The organism is Nostoc sp. ChiSLP03a, assembly GCF_034531215.2.
In the GTDB taxonomy this organism is placed as follows: domain Bacteria; phylum Cyanobacteriota; class Cyanobacteriia; order Cyanobacteriales; family Nostocaceae; genus Nostoc.
Map to the genome: position 1 here is coordinate 42,187 of NZ_JAVRBQ020000036.1, position 16,766 is coordinate 58,952.

A 16,766-nucleotide genomic window follows, 5' to 3' on the forward strand; every position below is an offset into this window, starting at 1 on the left:
TGTTTAATCACATGGTTTTTATATTTCTTATCGCTATGTAACTTTAGTCACTGTTAGACTTTTCAAAGCACAAGCAGATAAAACTAAGGCTGCAAAACGCAACACCAGGGCATGGGAAATTAGATACTAAGTAAAAATGATGAATGAAAAATTATAAAATTTTTACATTCATCATTCTGCATTATTATAGATACTCTAGTTTTGATGCTCCCGGACAACACAGGAGGATCGTCATGGAAATGAACTTACAATTGCCAGGTATTAATTTAATTAGCTTGAAAGAGGCACCGATTCATATTTCTAGCCAAATTCAGCCTCATGGTGTCCTGTTAGTCTTGGAGGAGCCTGAGCTAAAAATATTACAAGTTAGCACTAATACATTAAAGATTTTCGGAATTGCTCCCGAAAATATGTTGCACAAAAAACTAGAAGATTTACTAGATCCCTTTCAAATCGAGAGAATTAAAACAGGGCTGTCCGGGGAAAATCTTGATTTTATTAATCCCACCAAAGTTTGGGTGCGAAAAAAAGGTGATGAATACGTAGTATTTGATGCAGTATTTCACCGCAATACAGAAGGATTTTTAATCTTGGAGTTAGAACCTGCTCTTACTCAAGAAAATATCCCGTTTTTAAGCTTTTATCATCTAGCTAGAGCATCTATTAATCAATTAGAAAAAACAGCAAATCTCCGGGACTTTTGTCAAGTTATCGTTCAAGAAGTTCGGAAAATAACGGAATTTGACAGGGTAATGTTATATAAATTTGATGATGATGGGCATGGTTCCGTTGTCGCTGAAGAAAAGCTAGAAAGCTTAGAACCATATTTAGGGCTGCATTATCCAGAGTCAGATATTCCCAAACCAGCGAGAAAGTTATTTGCTGCTAATTCGATCAGAATCATCCCGGATGCTTATTCTCAGCCAGTCAAGCTTTTTCCTGTCAATAATCCAATTAGCGATCGCCCGATTAATTTAACCAACTCTATTCTCAGAAGTGCTGCTTCCTGCCATACCGAGTACTTGCATAATATGGGTGTTGGTGCTTCGCTTACTATCTCTTTAATTAAAGACCAAAAACTCTGGGGATTAATTGCTTGCCACCATCAATCTCCTAAACATGTTTCCTATGAATTGCGTAAAGCTTGCGAATTTTTAGGGCGAGTAATATTTGCAGAAATCTCGGCTAGAGAAGAGACAGAAGACTACTATCACCGGATAAATCTCACACACCTTCAATCAATCTTGATTGAATACATGTCTCAAGAAGAAAACTTCATTGATGGTTTAGTTAAAAACCCTCAACATCTTTTAGATTTGGCCAGCGCTCAAGGTGCAGCCGTTTGTTTTGGGGGAAATTGTACAGTAGTTGGTGAAACCCCTAGAGAAGAAGACCTGAATTTTTTAGTCCAATGGCTGAAAAATAATGTTGAAGAAGAAGTATTTTATACAGATTCTTTGCCACAGATTTATCCAGATGCCGAAAGTTTTAAAAATGTCGCCAGTGGTTTATTAGCTATTCCCATCGCCAAGCGCAATTATGTTTTGTGGTTCCGGCCAGAAGTAATTCAAACTGTAAATTGGGGTGGCGATCCTAATAAGGCGTTTGAAGTTAACCAGTTAGAAGGAAATGTCCGTCTGTGTCCGCGCAAATCATTTGAACTGTGGAAAGAAACGGTTCGCTTAACATCTTTACCTTGGAAAGATGTAGAAGTTAAAGCAGCATTAGAATTGCGGAAAGCAATTGTTAATATTGTCCTGCGTCAAGCCGATGAACTAGCTCAGTTAGCACAAGATTTAGAACGTTCTAACGCCGAACTGAAAAAGTTTGCCTACGTCGCCTCCCATGACTTGCAAGAACCACTCAATCAAGTTGTGAATTACGTCCAGCTGTTAGAAATGCGCTATAGCGAAGAACTTGACGAAGATGCTCAGGAGTTTATTAGTTACGCTGTGCAGGGAGTTAGCCTGATGCAGACGTTGATTGATGACGTGCTGGCATACTCGAAAGTGGATATGCAAGCGATCGCATTTCAAATGAACGATGTAGAGACAGCCTTAAATCGGGGATTGGGCAATTTGCGTCAACGCATTAATGAAACTGGCGCTACTATCACCCACGACCCCTTACCAGTAGTTATGGCTGACAGCACTCAATTAATGCAGCTATTCCAAAACCTTATCGGTAACGCCATCAAGTTTCATAGCGACCAGCCGCCACAAATCCATGTGGGAGCAGAAAGGATAGAAGATGCATGGCTATTCTCAGTTCGGGATAATGGAATTGGTATCGATCCGAAGTTTAGCGATCGCATTTTCGTAATTTTTCAGCGCTTACACACGCGGGATGAATATACTGGTACAGGTATGGGTTTAGCCATCTGTAAGAAGATTGTCGAATGTCACCGGGGGCGGATCTGGGTAGAGTCAGAACTGGGTGAAGGCGCAACCTTCTACTTTACGATTCCAGTTGGAGGACGCGAACTTGAGCGTAGAAACGGGAGAAAAACACAAAACCATCTTTTTGGTCGAGGACAATAAAGCTGACATTCGCTTAATCCAAGAAGCGTTGAAAAATAGTTCAGTGCCCTACCAAGTGGTAACGGTCAGGGATGGTATAGATGCTATGGCTTATTTACGCCAAGAAGGTGAATATGCTGATGCGCTACGCCCTGACCTGATTCTGCTAGATTTGAACTTACCTAAAAAAGACGGTCGAGAAGTGCTGGCGGAAATAAAAGCCGACCCACTACTAAAGCGTATTCCAGTTGTTGTGCTAACAACCTCAAAAAATGAGGATGACATTTTTCACAGCTACGATTTACATGTGAATTGCTATATCACTAAATCTCGCAACCTCAACCAATTATTTCAAATCGTCAAGAGTATTGAAGATTTTTGGCTCTCTACCGTGACGCTACCATCAGAGTGAGGCAGGGAGCAGGGGAGCAGGGGAGCAGGGGAGGTAGGGGAGAATAACTAATGACGAATGACGAATAACAAATGACAAATGACAAGATAGAGCAGCAATAGGGGGTGAAACCTGAAGATTATGGTTGTGAGCTACTCAGTAAAAATCTTGTTAATTGAGGATAACCTAGCTTCTGCTAGGTTGTTACAAGAGTTTCTGATGCAAGCACAGTCCCAAGAGTTTACTTTGGTTCATGTGATGCGATTGGGCGAAGCACTTCAGGAACTAAGTAAATGTAATTATGATGTTATTTTATTAGATTTAACTCTACCTGATAGCCAAGGATTGTCATCTCTACCTCCTCTGATTGATCGAGCGCCAAGTATACCGATTGTTGTTTTAACAAATACTAATGACGAAGAACTAGCAATTGAAGCAGTGCGGCAAGGGGCGCAAGATTATCTTGTCAAGCGACAGGTAAATGTAGATGTGTTGGTTCGCTCTTTGCGTTATGCGATCGAGCGCAAGCAGGTTTTAGAATCATTACGCACTGTCAATGAAACGTTACAAACTAGGGTTGAAGAACGAACTGCGGAACTCGTAAAAGCCAATGAACTCAACCAATTCAAATCTGAATTTGTCTCAATGCTCTCCCATGACATCCGCAATCCGCTAAATACTATTCTCTTGGCTGCTGGATTGCTACAAAATCAGGATGAAAGATTAACTAAAGAGAAAAAACAAAATCATTTGCAAATGATTCGCTCGGCAATTAAAAACATGGCGCAGCTATTGGATGAAGTTACATTCATCGGCAAAGCTGATTCTGGTAGACTCGGTTTTGAAGTCATCTGCTTAGATTTAGAAGCTTTTTGTCGCCAAATGGTCGATGAAGTTCGATTGATTGCAAACGATAAGCATCTGACTTTAGTGTTCGCCAGTTTTGGGCAATTAGATGAAGCTTTATGGGATGAAAGCTTACTGCGGCACATTTTGGGTAATTTACTTAGCAATGCTATTAAGTATTCACTACCGGGCGGCATGGTGCGCTTTGAACTAATTGGTCAAGAAAAAGCAGTAATTTTCCGAGTTCAAGATTGGGGAATTGGTATTCCTCAAGAAAACCAAAAACGATTGTTTCAGCCTTTCCGACGGGCGGACAATGTGGGAAACATCCCTGGTACTGGCTTGGGGCTAGCGATCGCCAAAAAATGTGTCGATGCACATGGGGGCGAAATTGTAGTTAATAGCCAAGTTGGAGTAGGTACAACCTTTACCGTCACTCTTCCTTTACTAGAAGTTTAAGCGGTTACAGCAATTTTCATATATGGGGAATACAGTTCATTATTGAGGCACAATAAATATATTGTGCCTTTACGTATGCAATCTCTCAAACGAATTTTCATCCGTGGTAATGGCAACTCCGTTATCACTTTTTTCTCTGCTCAGAAGAAATTTATATTTACAAAAAATTTACTAAAATTTAACAACTATTTTCGGAATTTACAAATTGGATTTGTAGCCTAATATAGGCTGACAAAAGGAATATTTAAAAACCGTTGTCAAACATATTACTTAACTCAATTATTGATTGCATAAAATAAAAAACAAATAGTAATAAGTATTACAGTTGCAAAAAAATTAGCTTTTGCAATATCTCTAGAAGTAGGATATTGCAAAATTCTGCATGGTTTAGAAAACATTTGTGTGTCCACAAATCTAGTTAATTATACGTATATGTCGGACTGCCAAAGTAAAATTGAAACAAGATACATAAAAGTAATTAACAGTAAGTATTTAACATCATTTCAACGGAAATTACTGTTAGCAAGTTTGGAAAAAACTTTACCCGAATCTTACCAACAACGTATTGAAATCATGTTGTTGGCAGATGAGGGAAAAACCCAAACTGAAATTTGTCAAATTTTGGGGTGTTGTCCAGCAACAGCAAGGCATTGGATGCACATAGCCCGAACAGGGATGGCGCACCAATGGCAAGATTGCCCCATTGGTCGCCCGAAGGCAATAAATGACGAGTATTTAGAACGTTTGAAAGAACTGATTAAAGGTAGTCCCCGCGATCATGGGTATTCTTTTAGACGATGGACAGCTAACTGGTTAGGGAAACATCTAGCGAAAGAATTTGGGATTGAGGTGAGCGATCGCCATATCAAACGACTGCTCAAACAGATGGGATTATCCACAGTACCAAAACCCAGCAATTCTGAACAAAACAGCACTGAACAGACTCAAGGTTCCAAAATTTTGATTAGTGACCTGAAATCGGCAGTTATTCCTGATAATTCCGAATTTTTATCTATTAACTTTGCAAAATTAGCAAAAGATGTAGACATTCATGGCGCAAGATATATCCGCTCAGTTAGTAACTCTACAACAGTTCAACAAAATTCTGGGGCATTCTCTTTCGACAGATGAATTTCAACACTATCTTCAACAAGTTAAATTTATCAACCCGAAAGTCGGCAAATTATGGCAAGGAACCGATGTTCAACCAGGAATCTATATTGCGATCGCTGGTAAAGTCAGGTTGCTAGATAGCGCCGATGAGTTAATCGCCACTTTAGAAACAGGTGACTCATTTGGGGAATTTACCTTGTTTAAGGAGGGAGACTTTAAACCTTACGCTGCCAGGGCTTCAATCAACTTGCAACTGTGCTTTGTTCCGGGTGAAGTTTTATGGCCATTGATGGCTAAATATCCTCAAATTCAGGAGCATTTGTGGGCTAAAGCTCTATCCCGTAATCGTCAACAGGTGGACTCAGCTTACCCAGCATCTGACTCAAAACAGGTTCATGAAACGAGTATTTTGTCAACGCCAGCAGTAAAGCCACGCGATAAAAAAATAAGCAAAGCCTATTTTCCCAACTCCACACAGCGAGTAGGGCATTTATTACAGCGTGTGATTCGGCGCTATCCGTTTTTTGCCCAACAGAGTGGATCGGATTGCGGTGCAGCTTGTTTAGTGATGGTGTCTCGCTATTGGGGGAAAAACTTTAGTGTAAATCGGCTGCGGGATATTGCCAATGTTGACCGCAATGGCTCGTCACTGCGGGGGTTATCGGCGGCAGCGGAAAGTATTGGGTTTAGCACGCGACCGGTGAAAGCGAGTCTTGACCAATTGGCGAAGCAAAAATTACCTGCAATCGCTCACTGGGAAGGCAAGCATTACATTGTTGTCTACGAAATTACCCCCAAACACGTCATTGTCGCCGACCCCGCTATTGGTCAACGTACCCTCAGCCACCAGGAATTTAAAGCTAACTGGACTGGTTACACATTGCTGCTGCAACCGACAGCAATGCTCAAGGATACTAAAGAAACTTCTACCCCCTTTTGGCAATTCTTTGAATTGATGAAGCCTCACTCTTTAGTGATGCTGGAAGTGTTTGTCGCTTCCTTATTTATCCAGATATTTGGACTTGTTACTCCCTTATTTACCCAGTTAATTTTAGACCGCGTAGTGGTACAGCGTTCTGAACTAACCTTAACGGCGGTGGGGTTAGGGTTACTGATTTTTAGTTTATTTCGTGTAGCGATGACAGGGTTGCGACAATATCTGTTAGACCACACAGCTAATAAGCTCGATTTAGCACTAATTGTCGGATTTATTCGCCATACCCTGCGGCTACCCTTGAGTTACTTTGAGTCGCGTTATGTGGGAGACATTATCTCTCGCGTACAAGAAAACCGTAAAATTCAACGCTTCCTCTCTGGTGAGGCGTTGTCCATCCTCTTAGATTTAGTTACTGTCTTTATCTATTTAGGATTGATGTTTTGGTACAGCTGGAAAATGGCGTTGCTGGTGTTGGTGATTGTACCGCCTTTTTTGCTGCTGGCATTGATTGCCACACCTTTTTTACAAAGGATTTCTAGGGAAATATTTAATGCTGTTGCTAATGAAAGTAGCTATCTAATTGAAGCTCTTTCTGGTGTGCGAACAGTTAAATCTACAGCAGTAGAGCAAACAGTGCGTTGGCATTGGGAAGAGTTATTAAGTAAAGAAGTAAAAACTAATTTCTCTGGGCAAGTTATCAGCAATCGCCTGCAAATATTTAGCAACACAATTGAAGCAGTGGTAACTACTGTATTGCTGTGGTTTGGGGCGTATCAAGTGATTCACAATCAGCTAACCATTGGGCAATTGGTAGCATTTAATATGTTGTTGGGAAATATTATTAAACCCTTCCAACGATTAACAGTTTTGTGGAATCAATTGCAAGAAGTGGTGATTGCAGTGGAACGCATTAATGATGTGTTGGATGCAGAACCAGAAGAGGATTTGCAGCATCAAGCGCGGCAATCTTTACCACCCATTCAAGGTAACATTCGCTTTGACAACGTGACATTTCGCTATCATCCTGAAAGCGATATCAATGTTTTAGAAAATCTCAGTTTTGAAGTCCAGAGTGGGCAAATGGTTGCCCTGGTGGGACGGAGTGGTTCGGGTAAAACCACGATTTCTAAATTAGTTTTGGGATTATATCCCCCCACGGATGGCAAAGTGTTGATTGATGGACAGGATATTACCAGTATTTCATTGCGTTCTCTACGCGAACAAGTTGGGGTAGTTGACCAAGATACCTTTTTGTTTGGCGGAACGATTCGGGAAAATATTAGCTTGGCACATCCTGGGGCAACTTTGGCAGAAATTATTGAGGCGGCGCGATTGGCGGGTGCTGATGACTTTATTAAAAAGTTACCTATGGGTTATGAAACCCAGATTGGTGAAGGAGGGGGGATGTTGTCTGGAGGACAGCGACAAAGAATTGCGATCGCTAAAGCGTTATTAGGCAATCCCAAGCTGTTGGTTTTAGATGAAGCGACTTCCCATCTGGATGCAGAGTCAGAAAGGATTATTCAGACGAATTTAAACACAATTCTCAAAGGTAGAACCACCTTAGTAATCGCCCATCGGCTTTCAACTGTCCGAAATGCAGATTTGATTTTAGTGCTGGATCGCGGCGTGTTGGTTGAGAGTGGGATTCACCAAGAGTTGATGGCGAAGCGGGGACATTATTTTTATCTCAATCATCAGCAGATGGATGTTGCGGGATGAAACAAGAGGATAGGCAGAAAGCTTTCGTTGTCTCCCAAAATCCCAAATTGATATCAGGAAAAATCATGCCAAACACATTGAATGGAAGGGTTAAAACCCAAGTTTATAAGGTAGAACAGCGCGAGGAAGTTTTAACGGAGCAAACACCAGCCATATCAACTGATGATTGGGCTTATGCAACCAAGGATTTACTTGATAGCTTGCCCCAGGTTTGGACAAGAGGATTGCTGTATTTTTTGGTGGTGTTTGTGTCGATCATTTTACCTTGGGCGATGCTATCTAAGGTGGATGAAACGGGTACAGCCAGAGGGCGACTTGAACCAAAGGGAAAGACGGTTAGGCTGGATGCTGCTGTAGCGGGTACTGTTGCCGAAATTCGGGTAAAGGAAGGTGATTTAGTTAAAGCTGGGCAGACTTTATTGGTGTTGGAATCAGAATTAGTTAAGGCGGAGTTACGGCAGGCACAGGACAAATTGGAGGGACAATTAAATCGACTTTCTCAGTTAAATTCATCTAAAAGTCAGTTAATTGTATCTTTGACAACTCAAGAGCAACAGAACCAATCTCAACAGTTAGAAAAGCAAGCTCAAATTGACCAAGCACGACAGAATATGAATGCTCTAAGAAATTCCTATGATTTACAAAAAGACGAAAAATTGGCTCAAGTCAATCAGGCACGGCAAACTCTTGAGCATAGTCAAACAGCTAATAAGTTAGTAAACAGTAGTTTGGCGAGTACCGAACGAGAAGTTGAACGCTATCGCAGTCTTTGGCAATCAGGAGTCGTTCCAGAAATTAATGTTGTGCAAAAGCAAGATATAGCTAAAGACAAGCAACAGTTATACGAACAAAATCAGTCAGATATTCAGCAGGCTAAACTACGTTTGGTAGAACAACAGAGTAGTTATGAGCGGACTATTCGGCAAGCAAATGCAGATATTGAGCAGGCACAGTTGCGACTGAAAGAACAAGAAAGGAGTTATCAGACATTAACTCGTTCCAACAAACTTGCTTTGCTAAAAATTGATGAACAACAGAAGAGTTTGGAGACAGAAATTACTACGCTTCAGGCAGAAATTTCTCAAACTAAGAGTCAGATTGTCTCGTTAAAATTTCAGTTAGGACAACGAGAGTTAAGAGCCACCGTCAATGGAAAAGTGTTTCAGTTACCAATACAACGGCCTGGCTCTGTAGTGCAACCTGGAGCAATGATTGCGGAGATTGCACCTCAAGGTTCGCCTTTAATAATTCGGGCGCAAATGGCGACAACTGAGAGTGGTTCTTTGCGAAGAGGATTGCCAGTAAAGTTAAAGTTTGATGCTTATCCGTTTCAGGATTATGGAATAGCGAAAGGAGAATTATTATATATTTCTCCTACTACCATAGAGGTGGAAACACCTAATGAAAAGGTGGCAGCTTATGACTTGGAAATTTCCTTAAAAGAAAATTGTATTTCCTCAGCTAATAAATGTATTGCCTTGCATCCTGGAGATACGGCGACAGCTGAAGTAATTGTGCGCCAGCGTCGAATTATTGATTTTCTACTTGATCCGTTTAAGAAGTTGCAACAGGGTGGGGTGAAATTGTAGGTATTTCACGCTACTTTTAGATTTCTCAATTTCATCAGCCATCCCTATTACTTTTGAGGTAAAGAAGTGATTATTTTACTTCTAATTTAGTTTACTTAATTTCAGGATAAACATCATGTCACAATCTATCACTATTACCAACGAAGATATTCTTAATCAAGTCAAGCTATCTTGTAAAACTCCTGAGATCATTGAAGAGATTGTTAACCGCAAGGTTATTACATCTGCTGCTGAAAAAGCTGGGATTAAAGTAGAGACAGAAGAATTACAAAAAGCAGCGGATTTATTACGGTTAATAAATAAACTCACCAGTGCTGATGATACATGGCAGTGGTTAGAAAAACATGGTTTATCCTTAGATGATTTTGAGGAAATGCTCTATCACGGTATACTTGTTGGTAAATTAAGCCAACATCTGTTTTCAGATAAAATCGAACCTTACTTTTTTGAACATCAGCTAGAATTTGCTGGTGCGGTTATGTATGAGGTAGTCTTGGATGATGAAGATTTGGCGCTAGAACTTTTCTACGCTATTCAGGAAGGTGAGATGAGTTTTTATGATGTTGCTCACAAATACATCCAGGATACTGAGTTACGCCGAAAATGTGGATATCTGGGGATACTGCGCCGCGAGGATTTGAAGCCGGAAATTTCTGGTGCTATTTTTGCAGCTAACTCACCACAGCTTCTCAAACCCATTGTGACATCTAAGGGTATACACCTGATTTTAGTAGAGGAACTAATTCAGCCAGACCTAAATGAAAAACTCCGCACAAATATCATTTCAGATTTATTCTCCGAGTGGCTGAAACAACAAATTGAACAGTCTGAAGTAATTCAAACCTTTTAAACAGATAACTATTCATCTCTCCAATTGACTATCCAGATGTTTTTCGCTACTAAAAAATACCTGCATCTGAGTTTGAAGATGCAGGTATTTTAACTTTCAACTCTTAAAAGAGTCAATTAATTTCTACTTAAGCAAGTAGGTAATACCAACACCAACAGCAACGCCAGCAAAAAAGACGGCTGGAGTAAGACCACCTTTAGTGATATCCAGTTCGCTATCGGTCAAATCATTCATAAAGCTTTCAGAACCATCGAACAATTCAGCACCAGCAGGACGTAGATTAGAGATGACGATGTTAGCCATTGTTAAATTACTCCTAAATAAAGTTTTTTCAGTTGGAATTAGACTTTTAAATTTTCTATTCCCTTAATATAATAATGTGTTTAATCTATTATTTAAAGGTTTGTATTACTAAACAATGTGCCATAAATAATGCACTTATAGCTTTGTTTATTACAAAATGTAGTGCGTTATTTTTCCAAAAATAAAAATTTCATATTTATTTGGATAAAGCACCCTGTATTTTATGACATATATAAAATATTTATGACCTTTTTTATTCTTAATTGCTTAGTTTATTAATACAAATTAGAAAAACCAATAAAAAATCAGTCCAAGAATCCTCTTAGACTGAACAATAAAAATTTAGGGTTATTTCATTCTGGCAGTAGAACCAAACTCCATGCTATTCGCTACAATCTGTCGAACTCAAATGAGACGTGCTGCAAACTGCGCGATCGCATCAGTTAGATCAATTGAATAAGTCTGATATACTCATATTGTACTTATCAAACTGATTCCTAGCTATGAGGTAACATGACCACGCCAATATCATCTAATCCAGAAACGGTAGAAACCAAGCGACAGAACTTCAACATTACTCCAGAACAAGAAGCAAAGCTCAACTGGCTACGTGATGCGATCGCAGCTCCTAATACCAAAGAAACAATCCTGCGTTCCATCGACCTAATGGTCATGCTCAAGCGCCACATGCGTCCTGGCACTCAACTGTTTCTCCACACAAGAGAAGAGCAAGTCCGCCTACTTATCCCGGAACTTGAATCTTCACAAATAGGCGACTGGCAATATCTGGTGGAACGTACTCACCCGTGGCGGCGGCAACTTTACATTAAAGGGCGAAAATTACTTGCCTCGACTGTTTGGCAGGATATGGTTGTTAACCAAATGTCAATAGAAGAGGCAGCAGACAATTGGAACCTTCCCCTTGTTGCGATCGAGGAAGCTATTCACTATTGCGAAAATCACCAAGAACTCTTGAAACTGGAAGCAGAAGAGGAGCGTTACCGCCTCGAACAGCAAGGAGTCTCCCTTGAGCCTAAAACTACTCATTGATGAAGACTCCCAGGCAAAACATTTAGTTAATTTGTTACAAAGTGCTGGTCACAATGTTTTGACAGTCAACGAAGCGGGTTTGATGAGCAAGCCTGACTCAGTTGTACTTGACTATGCAAGACATCAAGAGCGTGTGTTACTGACTCGCAACTGCGATGATTTCCAAACTCTCCACAAAGTAAACCCAAATCATCCCGGTATTTTAGCAGTCTACCAGCACCCTGACCCATCAAAAAGTATGAGTTACCTGAGTATTGTCAAGTCCATCGCTAACATCGAAGTATCGGACTATAGTCTAGCCAATCAGTTTATTCCCCTTAACCACTGGAACTACTAATAAATATCTTTTGAATTGGCATTAATATAAGGGCGCTGCAACTCAATTCCCAAACGAGAAAATTGCCCAAAGATAGCCTGCATTCTAAGCTCTGGCAAGTCATTCCCATGATACCAAGCTTCCAGTAATCCATTCGCCACGATCTGGCAGCGATTCATACCAAAACTTTCTTGAACAGCAAATTTTTGGTCTGGTTCTTCTGCCAACCCCAACCCTAGTGCTAGTTGTTTGGTAAATAAAGGAATTTCTGACTTAAAATGCAATTGATGTTCTTGATAAACAATTTTTAAGAGTTGTCTAACAACTTCATAGTTTTTCTTGTCAAAGTAAAGCACTCCTGAATCGTAGCGTTGGTATTCCTTGGGGTTATACAAAACCTTAAAACTGAAAGGAATTGCTAACTCATTCAATCCTTGTGTTAAACTCCTCATCACTGCAACAGCACCTTCAGGAGTTACATTGATATAAATTCGTACAGTTACAGGATGAATTTTAATATCTTTAATACGACTCAAGCCTGCATTGCCAACGGCCACATAAAAGCCATTTTGCACTAGATTCTTCGGCATCTTGATAGCGACAGAATCACCTACCATAGCTGCCACTTCAGTAGGTTGAAGATGCTTATTCCGTTCAATATGTAGCCTCAAACCGCCTTTATTCACGGCTAAACTGCCATCACTTTCTTCTCTCAAAACAGACCAACCAGGGTCAAAGTAGCCCTCTCCAAAATTACTTTCATGCAATCGTTTATAAAATCCCACATCTACCCCTAAAACAGTATTATTCTCCAAATCCAGGGGCAAACCATTTCCCTCTCTATCTAGTGCCAACGTACTTTGCATAGAACCGTTGTAATAGATACCGTAAAGAAAAATCCGCAATTGCAGACTCAGATATTTCTGTTGCATCTGGGTTGGCATTTTCTGAAAACGTTCTACTGCCTCAGATGGTAATTTTAAAGGTTTGTAATCTGGATGGTGGATAGAGAAATCAGATTTTATCTCAATTTTTTGAACAATATCTTGCAGAATATCCAGTAATTGCCCAGTTAAACCAATTTCTAGTTGAGTTGGAGGAGAATTTAATAATTGCATAACGATTACTTTAGTAATAACAAAATGATTTAAACAGCAGAACTACTCAGGTGAATTAATTCAACAGCAGCATCACCAAAAATTGTTGGCATTGATTGTACAGGACGGCTTAATAACGTCTTAGCAACCTGAAGCATAGCAATCCCCATATTGCCAAAAGATTTTTGATATTGAATCATTGCCTGAATCTGTTGAATCAAAGCGAAACCAGTAAATTGCACCACCCGTGGCAAAAAATCAGGGCGGTGTTCTAGAATTTCTGGAAAAGTGTTTAAATAAGCTATGGTTAATGTACCAATTGAAGGCTGAAGCAGTTCTAAAGGTATTATTGCCAAACGTAGAGACTCTTCAATACTTAAAGAATTACTGATAACCAAGCTACCAAGCCAGATTTGTACATAGCTGCCAAGAAGTGTTCCCAAATCAAAGGCTGGATCTCCCCAAGTCGAGCGTTCCCAATCAATTAGCCGAACAATATTATTACTGGAATTCTGCCAATCTTTGTAAAGGAGAATATTATTTAGTTTCAAATCATTATGGGTGAGACAAGAAGGCGTTACACTATTACCTAATTCTGCGATCGCCTGCCCCAAGCTATCATAACGTTGATATAGAGCAAAAAACTTTAACCCATCGCCAGGAACTATACTAAAAATTTCCGGTTCAAGCCGTTCTAATCTCCAAACTAAATATGATACTTGGTCAGCCATGAAATTATCTGAATTTTTAGAAAAGAATTTCTGATATTCTTGACGGTTAAAAGTATCACGATGGATAGTCCCTAAAATATTACCAATTGCTGTAGCGATTTCTGTAGGAAAGCTATTTTCCTTGATGTATAAATCCATTAAATCTCGATAATCATCCAGATATCTGAAGACAATAATGGAATTCTCGGCATCAAAATGCAGTACTTCTGGTAAAAATGAGCAGTAGTTGCTAAGGTTTGGGAATCGTTGTAAAAACTCTTGAATTCGCCACTCACTTAAAAATTCACCAGCTGCTTTCCCTTCTTGATTAAGCCGCTCTTGCTTAACAAGTAGCTTTTTATCATTTGGTAAAGTAACTAATAAATTAAAATTTTTAGCTGTAACTGGTTCTACCTTACTCGGTAGTTTTTCTGACTGATTAAATAATTTTTGTGTAACTAAATAATCTACAACATTATGAGAGTTTAAGAGAAATGTCATAAGTTTTAAATCTATCAAACAACTTCGATGTAGAGAAAACTGTGGTAGTTGAGTTACTACCACAGACTGTTTTTGCAAGGATTCTTAAAACTACTACTACAGGGTCAATAAACCACCCATTCCAAATTAATCAAATGTCTGCGGTATATCAATTACAAATTACGCATAGCAGTATTAACCCAGTAAATAGCCACTGATGAGAACGATCGCATCTCTTAGTGCTCTATCTGTAATGTTTTTCTATTCTTATTCAGACAATTCTGGGAGCAAGTCTTGTTCTAAAACTTGTTTTCATCTTGCTGATGCATTCATAACAGCTTCTTCAATCAAGTTCGTAATTTCAATTTGACTTGTAAGATGTTTGTGATGAATGTTCATTGATATAATATTCTCCTTAAATTACTTAAATAAACTTTGTAGCTTTGCTTAACTAGCAGTTGGTGTCGCCACTTTCAGTAGTAATTCAGAGGGATTGTAATTATCTGTAATAACTTGTGGACAACGCATACAAGCTGCCTTACCTTCCTGCTGCCACCATCGGCAATCTCGGCGTATGGAACAAGGTGGTAGATCGTCTACTACCTTTGGCAAATTTTCTACAACTCGCATTGCTAAACGACAATCTTTACCATCAAAATGTTGACAACCCTTAGTTGCACAAGGTGCAGCCGTCCGAAAAATTTCAGTGGGTGTTACTGGACTAGCCTTTGCTATTAGTTCATCTGTGACAGGTTGGGGGTGCTTAAGATAAGCTACGCGGGGTTCTGTGACTGTGCCACCAACGACGCCGAAAACAACACTGTCTTGCCATTCTGGTCTTGCACTAGGGCAAAATGTAGTCTTTTCAGTAGCGATGTCTTCCATAAATTGAACCTATAGTGAATTGTATTTTTAAGCTGATGGAGATTTACACCTAGTTTCGGATCGGACTGCTCTCCATCAACCTAAATAAGCAAATTAAATGTCCAAGAGTTTAATAGTTACTACCAACTTAAAAGGCTTGTGCATTTGAGTTCGGGTCTTGTGCAATTATTCCACAAGTAATCGGTTCTCTCACAAAAATACCACCTGCAACGAACGGTCCTTTCACAAGAGAAATACTTGCGGCGCTTGTCAAACCACCTGTAATGTTTGCCATTGCTTCATCAGATAGAATTAGCAAAGCATCTTCTGAATCCTCAGCTAGATTCCGTCGTGCTACTGCATTGTTAACAGCATTATCAATTAGATTGCTAATGTCCAATTGAATATCTGAATTATTTTTATTCCTTTCCATTGTGCTTTTCCTCAGAATATATAACTAGATATAGGCTAAATCACTAAATACTGTAATTACCTAATCTGTCTATATTCTAAGGATGAAAAAAATATTTTAACTATATTATACCAATTTTTTATAGACATAAATAAAACTTTTATGTCATCAACTAATAAATCGACAATTTTTAGTCAAAACTATTTATTGAGCAAGATTATATATCTATTAATTACTCCAGCATCAAGCTTTTTTACCAATTATTAGAGAGTATTTCACTCACTTTTTGACCCTTAATGAAACATTTATGTCCCAAAAACTTTCCCAGATGATGGGCAATGTCTAACAACAAGATAACAAATAAGACTTATGTCTATACTACTAAAGAGTTTTAAGGCTGCTCAAGAAAACTTCCAATCCCCAATTGTGGGAGAGAGTTGATATTACAAACATCTCTAATCTGTAATTCTCACTCTTTCAAACAAAGCCCGATAAATAGGTTCACCTTTTTTTTGCGTGCCTATTTCCCTTTCTGTGGAGACTGGTAAGGGGTTTTCAGCTAGCCATTCTTCTGTACCAACTTTCTGAAAAGCTGAATTAGCTGCAAAGCGATCGCGCATTTCCACAGCCACAAATTCCATATCTGATTGTAAAAATACCAACCCCCCAACCGCAAGATACTTAGCTAAGTCTGCCACTAGTTCTGGTTGGACTACACGACGTTTAGCGTGGCGGGTTTTAAACCAAGGATCGGGAAATTGAATAGTAACGCGTTGTAAATTTTCTGGAGGCAGGGAAGATAAAAGTGAATGCAATGAGTTATTCACATTGCAAAATAAATAGTGCAGGTTTGTTAAACCTAATTCAGAACGTAACTTATTCGCCTCCACCACCAGCGGTTCTCGAATTTCCAAGCCGAGAAAATTCCAGTTAGATTCTATCTTGGCCATATTCAACAAAAACAGTCCCTTAGCGCAGCCAATATCTAAATGTAGTGGTTGATTTGGCTTTGCATAAATTTCTTCCAAGTCTTGGAGACTTGCTGGTGTTTGATACTTTTTACCAAGTGGATTAACATGCTGGCGGACTCGGACTGCTGCCAAAATTT

15 protein-coding genes are annotated in these 16,766 nt (G+C 39.5%); 9 read left to right on the forward strand and 6 right to left on the reverse strand.

The window, feature by feature from the left end; genetic code table 11:
- Positions 1 to 233 precede the first annotated feature (233 nt).
- The 7 genes from RMY32_RS05585 (at position 234) to RMY32_RS05615 (ending at position 10,426) form a co-directional block, all read left to right on the forward strand.
- Positions 234 to 2,540, forward strand: a complete 2,307-nt coding sequence (locus tag RMY32_RS05585; RefSeq protein WP_322713129.1) for an ATP-binding protein — start codon at positions 234 to 236, stop codon at positions 2,538 to 2,540.
- On the forward strand, positions 2,485 to 2,931 hold the full coding sequence (locus RMY32_RS05590) for a response regulator (protein WP_114080291.1): 447 nt from the start codon (positions 2,485 to 2,487) through the stop codon (positions 2,929 to 2,931). Before RMY32_RS05585 ends, RMY32_RS05590 begins: the two co-directional genes overlap by 56 nt.
- Positions 2,932 to 3,051: 120 nt before the next feature.
- Entirely contained in the window at positions 3,052 to 4,215 is a 1,164-nt protein-coding gene (locus tag RMY32_RS05595; RefSeq protein ID WP_322713130.1) for a hybrid sensor histidine kinase/response regulator, read from the forward strand.
- Positions 4,216 to 4,743: 528 nt separating this feature from the next.
- A complete protein-coding gene (locus RMY32_RS05600) occupies positions 4,744 to 5,346 on the forward strand; it encodes a helix-turn-helix domain-containing protein (RefSeq protein WP_409882323.1) in 603 nt (200 codons plus the stop codon).
- Complete coding sequence (locus RMY32_RS05605; RefSeq protein WP_322713134.1) at positions 5,267 to 7,987, forward strand: peptidase domain-containing ABC transporter; 2,721 nt, start codon at positions 5,267 to 5,269, stop codon at positions 7,985 to 7,987. The genes RMY32_RS05600 and RMY32_RS05605 overlap by 80 nt, the downstream gene beginning before the upstream one ends.
- A gap of 65 nt (positions 7,988 to 8,052) precedes the next feature.
- On the forward strand, positions 8,053 to 9,576 hold the full coding sequence (locus RMY32_RS05610; RefSeq protein WP_322713136.1) for an HlyD family efflux transporter periplasmic adaptor subunit: 1,524 nt from the start codon (positions 8,053 to 8,055) through the stop codon (positions 9,574 to 9,576).
- A gap of 115 nt (positions 9,577 to 9,691) precedes the next feature.
- Positions 9,692 to 10,426 carry a peptidylprolyl isomerase gene (locus tag RMY32_RS05615; RefSeq protein ID WP_322713137.1) on the forward strand — a complete coding sequence of 245 codons (735 nt, stop codon included), beginning with the start codon at positions 9,692 to 9,694 and terminating at the stop codon, positions 10,424 to 10,426.
- Positions 10,427 to 10,549: 123 nt separating this feature from the next.
- Here the strand turns inward: RMY32_RS05615 and RMY32_RS05620 are convergent, their stop codons facing one another.
- Positions 10,550 to 10,729: a hypothetical protein gene (locus RMY32_RS05620; RefSeq protein ID WP_322713138.1), complete on the reverse strand. Its 180-nt coding sequence runs from the start codon at positions 10,727 to 10,729 to the stop codon at positions 10,550 to 10,552.
- Between the two features lie 513 nt (positions 10,730 to 11,242).
- Here RMY32_RS05620 and RMY32_RS05625 point away from each other — a divergent pair.
- Together RMY32_RS05625 and RMY32_RS05630 are read left to right on the forward strand one after the other, a co-directional pair.
- On the forward strand, positions 11,243 to 11,779 hold the full coding sequence (locus tag RMY32_RS05625; RefSeq protein ID WP_322713140.1) for a hypothetical protein: 537 nt from the start codon (positions 11,243 to 11,245) through the stop codon (positions 11,777 to 11,779).
- Positions 11,757 to 12,116, forward strand: coding sequence for a DUF5615 family PIN-like protein (locus RMY32_RS05630; RefSeq protein WP_322713142.1), 360 nt, complete (start codon positions 11,757 to 11,759; stop codon positions 12,114 to 12,116). The genes RMY32_RS05625 and RMY32_RS05630 overlap by 23 nt, the downstream gene beginning before the upstream one ends.
- On the opposite strand, the gene RMY32_RS05635 is transcribed toward RMY32_RS05630, so the two are convergent.
- The 5 genes from RMY32_RS05635 to trmB form a co-directional block, all read right to left on the reverse strand.
- Positions 12,113 to 13,213 (reverse strand): T3SS effector HopA1 family protein, encoded by a 1,101-nt coding sequence (locus tag RMY32_RS05635; RefSeq protein WP_322713143.1) that lies wholly within the window; start codon positions 13,211 to 13,213, stop codon positions 12,113 to 12,115. The genes RMY32_RS05630 and RMY32_RS05635 overlap by 4 nt on opposite strands.
- A gap of 29 nt (positions 13,214 to 13,242) precedes the next feature.
- On the reverse strand, positions 13,243 to 14,403 hold the full coding sequence (locus RMY32_RS05640; protein ID WP_322713144.1) for an aminoglycoside phosphotransferase family protein: 1,161 nt from the start codon (positions 14,401 to 14,403) through the stop codon (positions 13,243 to 13,245).
- Between the two features lie 426 nt (positions 14,404 to 14,829).
- Complete coding sequence (locus RMY32_RS05645; protein WP_322713145.1) at positions 14,830 to 15,267, reverse strand: nitrogen fixation protein; 438 nt, start codon at positions 15,265 to 15,267, stop codon at positions 14,830 to 14,832.
- Between the two features lie 127 nt (positions 15,268 to 15,394).
- A complete protein-coding gene (locus tag RMY32_RS05650; RefSeq protein WP_322713146.1) occupies positions 15,395 to 15,679 on the reverse strand; it encodes a hypothetical protein in 285 nt (94 codons plus the stop codon).
- Between the two features lie 434 nt (positions 15,680 to 16,113).
- The gene (gene trmB, locus RMY32_RS05655; protein ID WP_322713148.1) at positions 16,114 to 16,761 is read right to left on the reverse strand and encodes a tRNA (guanosine(46)-N7)-methyltransferase TrmB; all 648 of its coding nucleotides are present in this window, start codon (positions 16,759 to 16,761) and stop codon (positions 16,114 to 16,116) included.
- Between the last annotated feature and the right edge of the window lie 5 nt (positions 16,762 to 16,766).

Coding starts and splice junctions, on each gene's coding strand:
- RMY32_RS05610 (WP_322713136.1), top strand. CDS start 8,053: ATGCCAAACACATTGAATGGAAGGGTTAAAACCCAAGTTTATAAGGTA.
- RMY32_RS05595 (WP_322713130.1), top strand. CDS start 3,052: ATGGTTGTGAGCTACTCAGTAAAAATCTTGTTAATTGAGGATAACCTA.
- RMY32_RS05585 (WP_322713129.1), top strand. CDS start 234: ATGGAAATGAACTTACAATTGCCAGGTATTAATTTAATTAGCTTGAAA.
- RMY32_RS05625 (WP_322713140.1), top strand. CDS start 11,243: ATGACCACGCCAATATCATCTAATCCAGAAACGGTAGAAACCAAGCGA.
- RMY32_RS05620 (WP_322713138.1), bottom strand. CDS start 10,729: ATGGCTAACATCGTCATCTCTAATCTACGTCCTGCTGGTGCTGAATTG.
- RMY32_RS05645 (WP_322713145.1), bottom strand. CDS start 15,267: ATGGAAGACATCGCTACTGAAAAGACTACATTTTGCCCTAGTGCAAGA.
- RMY32_RS05650 (WP_322713146.1), bottom strand. CDS start 15,679: ATGGAAAGGAATAAAAATAATTCAGATATTCAATTGGACATTAGCAAT.
- RMY32_RS05640 (WP_322713144.1), bottom strand. CDS start 14,403: ATGACATTTCTCTTAAACTCTCATAATGTTGTAGATTATTTAGTTACA.
- RMY32_RS05605 (WP_322713134.1), top strand. CDS start 5,267: ATGGCGCAAGATATATCCGCTCAGTTAGTAACTCTACAACAGTTCAAC.
- RMY32_RS05635 (WP_322713143.1), bottom strand. CDS start 13,213: ATGCAATTATTAAATTCTCCTCCAACTCAACTAGAAATTGGTTTAACT.
- RMY32_RS05615 (WP_322713137.1), top strand. CDS start 9,692: ATGTCACAATCTATCACTATTACCAACGAAGATATTCTTAATCAAGTC.